Here is a 3,085-nt window from a genome sequence, read left to right on the forward strand (position 1 = left end):
GTTTTTGCAGATACTCCGCAATCAATATGGTCTCCAATTTTTAATCCTTCTGTTGCAGGTAAAACTGAAATATCTCCATTTTCAAATAATATTTCCATTAATAATGATTGATGTCCTGGGTCATCTAAAAATCCAATTATTTCTCCCCTTATTGAAGATTCTTTTTCAAGAGCATCATAATTTCTAAATCCTGTTCTTGCTTTAAATCTATGACTTGGTGCTTTGTATGCTGGACTTCCTTTCCCTCTTTTTTGTTGTGTTAGTCGTTTACCCATATATTACACCATCTTTAATTTAGCAGCTATATCATCTGCTCTGAATTTTTCATTTAATTTAATAAATGCTTTTTTCTCTCCTTTTATTGAATGTAAAACATTTACTTTATCAACTTTTACCCCATACATTTCTTCAATCTCTTTTTTTATTTGTTCTTTTGTTGCATCTTTATCTACGACAAAAGTTAATATATTTTGAACTTCCATCAAGCCAACGGCTTTTTCTGTTGATATTACATATTTTAAACATTCCATAAATATCACATTTTTTCTAATTCTTTTAATGCATTTTCTGTATAGCAAGTTAATCTTCCAGGAGTTGTTCCTGGTGCTAATAATTCTACTGTTAATTTATTTGCTGATACTACATCTAATCCAGAAATATTTTTTGCAGAATTTAATAATTTTGAATCATCAGACACAACAATCAAAGCAGTTTTTGGAATCTTTTTTCCTCCTTTTCTTGTTGTTCTTCTTTTTGTGTTTTTACCTCTCTTTAAATCTTCTTCACATATAATATTTAGTATACTATTAATTTCTTTTGTTTTTTTAATATTTTCAAATGCAGCATCTAATATTATTGGTGCGATTTCTGTTTTATGTCCTCTTTCTTTAACAATTTCTAATTGGGCAGTTGCAGCTATTGCACTTTTTAATGCTTTTTGATATTCTTTTTTATTCATTCTTTCAACTATTACTTTTTCTGTTTTTGGGGGATGAGCTCTTCTTCCTCCTTTTGAAAATGGAACTACTTTAACTGCTCCCCATTTTCCTTTTGGTCTAATTTCTCTTGGAAGCATTGCTTGTCCTCTATTTTTTAATGAACCATAAGCTTCTTTTCTTCCTCTATATCTTGCAGAAGTTTCTAATCCAGCCCATTTATAATTTCCTTTTGGTTGGAATTTTTTTGATTGTTCAGATAAAACTGCTCTTTTAATTAAGTCTTTTCTAACTTTTTCTTTAAAGACCTTTGGCAGTTCAACTTCTTTAATTTTTTTACCATCAATTCCAAACATATTTGCTTTCATTAATTTTCACCTATTGTTGTGATTTTTGAGATATATATGAGATATTTGGTGCAATCATTGGTGCATCTTTTTTTCTCACAGATTTTCTTAATCTTATTAATCTTTTTTTAGGTCCAGCTGTGGATCCTTTTAATATAATATAATCATTATTAATAATACCATAATTAACAAACCCCCCTTTTGGGATTATTTTTGTTGAATCTTCTTGTTTTCCAATTTTTATTATTCTTTTATTTATTTCAGTTCTTTTGTGGTATCCGGTTTGTCCAGCTCTTGGTACAGTATAAGTTACAAATCCCATACCCATTGTACCCAAAGGACCACCATGTCTTCTCTTTGCTGTTTGTTTTCTATTTCTTAATCTAACACCAAATCTTTTAACAACACCTTGCCATCCTTTTCCTTTTGTAATTGCTACTATATCTACAATTTCTCCATCTTTAAAAACTTCATTAGCTTTCAATTGTTTTCCTAAAATACTTTGTATATATTCTAATTTTTTATTTTTGTCTTCTCCCCCTAATCCAATCTCCATTCTTTCTAATTTTTTCTTTCCTATAGAGCTTACAGAATTAGGGTCAACAAAAACTAATACAGATACATCATCAAAATCAGAAGGAATTTCTTGTTTTTTCTTTTCCTTTATTCTTTTATTAAATTTCAATTTTTTTAAGATATTTTCGTCTTCAGTTAAAAAATCAGAAACAACATTTTCATTTTTATAAAATCTCATCGCAAAAACAGTTATTGGTGGTGTTTCAATAATTGTTACTGGGGTAAATACTTCTTTTCCTTTTTTATGTGATTTAGTATCATCTATATATAATATATGAGTCATACCTGCTTTATACCCTGCAAATCCAAGTAATTTTACTTCATCAATCTTTGGCCATGCGTTAACACTAGGCATTTGTCTTTCTGAACGTTTTCTTGGCCTGAAGGCCATAGAACCTTTTCTTGGTCTGTTATGTTTAGCCATTTAATTAACTCCTAAAAATTGAATAAGTTTCAATTTTGGAAATGATTCAACCGCTAAAACCTCTTTTTCAGAGGTAAAATTGCGACGAGTGTCACTCCCTGTCTAATAAAACAAGGAGAAGTAGATTTTATATATACATAACCATTTAAATAACTTTCTATTTCTTTTTAAAATTTGGATACGCAAAGATATTTAAATATTAATTAAAAAATTTTTTTTATGGTAACAAAAAAAACAAAAAGAAAAAATAATGTAAAAAAAGCACCAGTATTGCCTTTAGGACAATTTGAAATGCTTAAACGAGAAGTTGTTTTAGCAGGTTTTTTTGTAATGGCCACAGGATTAATTTGGTTTTTTACTTCAGCAGGTTATTTTGATATAACTGGGTTTGAAGTAGCAGGACCATTTATAATAATAGTATTGGGTTTCTTAATTGCAATTTCTAGTGCTAAAAAATAAAATCAGGTGTTGTTATGAAGAAAGTTTTGATATGCGATAACTTAAAGAAAGCGGAGCTTAAAAATATTTTAGAAGCAGATCCATATGATGAAATAAATTTTTCCAAATTAGGATTTACTTTAAGAGAAGGTTCAGATTTTAATTTAGAAAAGAAAACAATAGTTGTAATAAATTATTTTGATGAAAAAGAAGAAAAATTTATTCTTGAAAAATTAAAAGATGTTTGTGAAGAAGTAAAAGAAGATAAAGCGCGAGAAATAATTAAAAAAATAGAAGATGATGAAAGCGCAGCGCAATCTGGTTTTGGTTCAATTTTTGGCTAATAACTTTTTTCTTTTTCTTTA

The 3,085-nt window shown here is 28.4% G+C and carries 6 protein-coding genes; 2 read left to right on the forward strand and 4 right to left on the reverse strand.

All coding sequences use genetic code 11. The annotated features are described in order from the left end of the window. The 4 genes from rpl2p to WC356_07760 form a co-directional block, all read right to left on the reverse strand. Positions 1–275: 50S ribosomal protein L2 (gene rpl2p, locus WC356_07745; protein ID MFA5383035.1), on the reverse strand; the 275-nt coding region annotated here is incomplete at its 3' end. Positions 276–278: 3 nt separating this feature from the next. Further along, positions 279–530 (reverse strand): 50S ribosomal protein L23, encoded by a 252-nt coding sequence (locus tag WC356_07750; GenBank protein MFA5383036.1) that lies wholly within the window; start codon positions 528–530, stop codon positions 279–281. Positions 531–535: 5 nt separating this feature from the next. Then, positions 536–1,303, reverse strand: coding sequence for a 50S ribosomal protein L4 (gene rplD, locus WC356_07755; protein MFA5383037.1), 768 nt, complete (start codon positions 1,301–1,303; stop codon positions 536–538). Positions 1,304–1,313: 10 nt separating this feature from the next. Further along, a complete protein-coding gene (locus tag WC356_07760; protein MFA5383038.1) occupies positions 1,314–2,282 on the reverse strand; it encodes a 50S ribosomal protein L3 in 969 nt (322 codons plus the stop codon). A gap of 219 nt (positions 2,283–2,501) precedes the next feature. Between WC356_07760 and WC356_07765 the strand changes: the two genes are divergently transcribed. Both WC356_07765 and WC356_07770 read left to right on the forward strand, forming a co-directional pair. Further along, positions 2,502–2,741: a hypothetical protein gene (locus WC356_07765; GenBank protein ID MFA5383039.1), complete on the forward strand. Its 240-nt coding sequence runs from the start codon at positions 2,502–2,504 to the stop codon at positions 2,739–2,741. A 14-nt stretch (positions 2,742–2,755) separates the two neighbouring features. Continuing rightward, the gene (locus tag WC356_07770; protein ID MFA5383040.1) at positions 2,756–3,064 is read left to right on the forward strand and encodes a hypothetical protein; all 309 of its coding nucleotides are present in this window, start codon (positions 2,756–2,758) and stop codon (positions 3,062–3,064) included. The last annotated feature ends 21 nt before the right edge of the window (positions 3,065–3,085 follow it).

The sequence above is a fragment of the Candidatus Micrarchaeia archaeon genome, from assembly GCA_041653315.1.
Classification (GTDB): domain Archaea; phylum Micrarchaeota; class Micrarchaeia; order Anstonellales; family JAHKLY01; genus JAHKLY01.

Excerpts from the sequence above, each read along its gene's own strand:
- WC356_07750 (MFA5383036.1), bottom strand. The coding sequence starts at position 530 with ATGGAATGTTTAAAATATGTAATATCAACAGAAAAAGCCGTTGGCTTG.
- rplD (MFA5383037.1), bottom strand. The coding sequence starts at position 1,303 with ATGAAAGCAAATATGTTTGGAATTGATGGTAAAAAAATTAAAGAAGTT.
- WC356_07760 (MFA5383038.1), bottom strand. The coding sequence starts at position 2,282 with ATGGCTAAACATAACAGACCAAGAAAAGGTTCTATGGCCTTCAGGCCA.
- WC356_07765 (MFA5383039.1), top strand. The coding sequence starts at position 2,502 with ATGGTAACAAAAAAAACAAAAAGAAAAAATAATGTAAAAAAAGCACCA.
- WC356_07770 (MFA5383040.1), top strand. The coding sequence starts at position 2,756 with ATGAAGAAAGTTTTGATATGCGATAACTTAAAGAAAGCGGAGCTTAAA.